This window comes from Grimontia sp. AD028, from assembly GCF_000973155.1.
In the GTDB taxonomy this organism is placed as follows: Bacteria; Pseudomonadota; Gammaproteobacteria; order Enterobacterales; family Vibrionaceae; genus Enterovibrio; species Enterovibrio indicus.
The window spans coordinates 1-213 of the sequence record NZ_LASY01000200.1; the positions used below are offsets into that span (position 1 = coordinate 1).

The window sequence follows — 213 nt, forward strand, 5'->3', positions numbered from 1 at the left end:
TACGTAGCGTCCCTTCAGGGGACTCAACCGTTGCGAAGCCAGTGTCGATGTCAAAATTAAGGTCTATGCCGTTAATCTGAGTAACCTGGAAACTGTGACCTTCAGGGTCATTATCATTGTCTAACAATGAACCTTGTGCCGTTGAGGTTGAATCCAGCGTATTGGTTTCAGTGACCTTGTATTGCTCTGTGTGTACTGAAATAGATGTAATGG

At 44.6% G+C, this 213-nt stretch carries 1 protein-coding gene; it reads right to left on the minus strand.

The genetic code is table 11. The annotated features are described in order from the left end of the window. Nucleotides 1-213: hypothetical protein (locus RN22_RS25310; protein WP_046308505.1), on the minus strand; the 213-nt coding region annotated here is incomplete at both ends.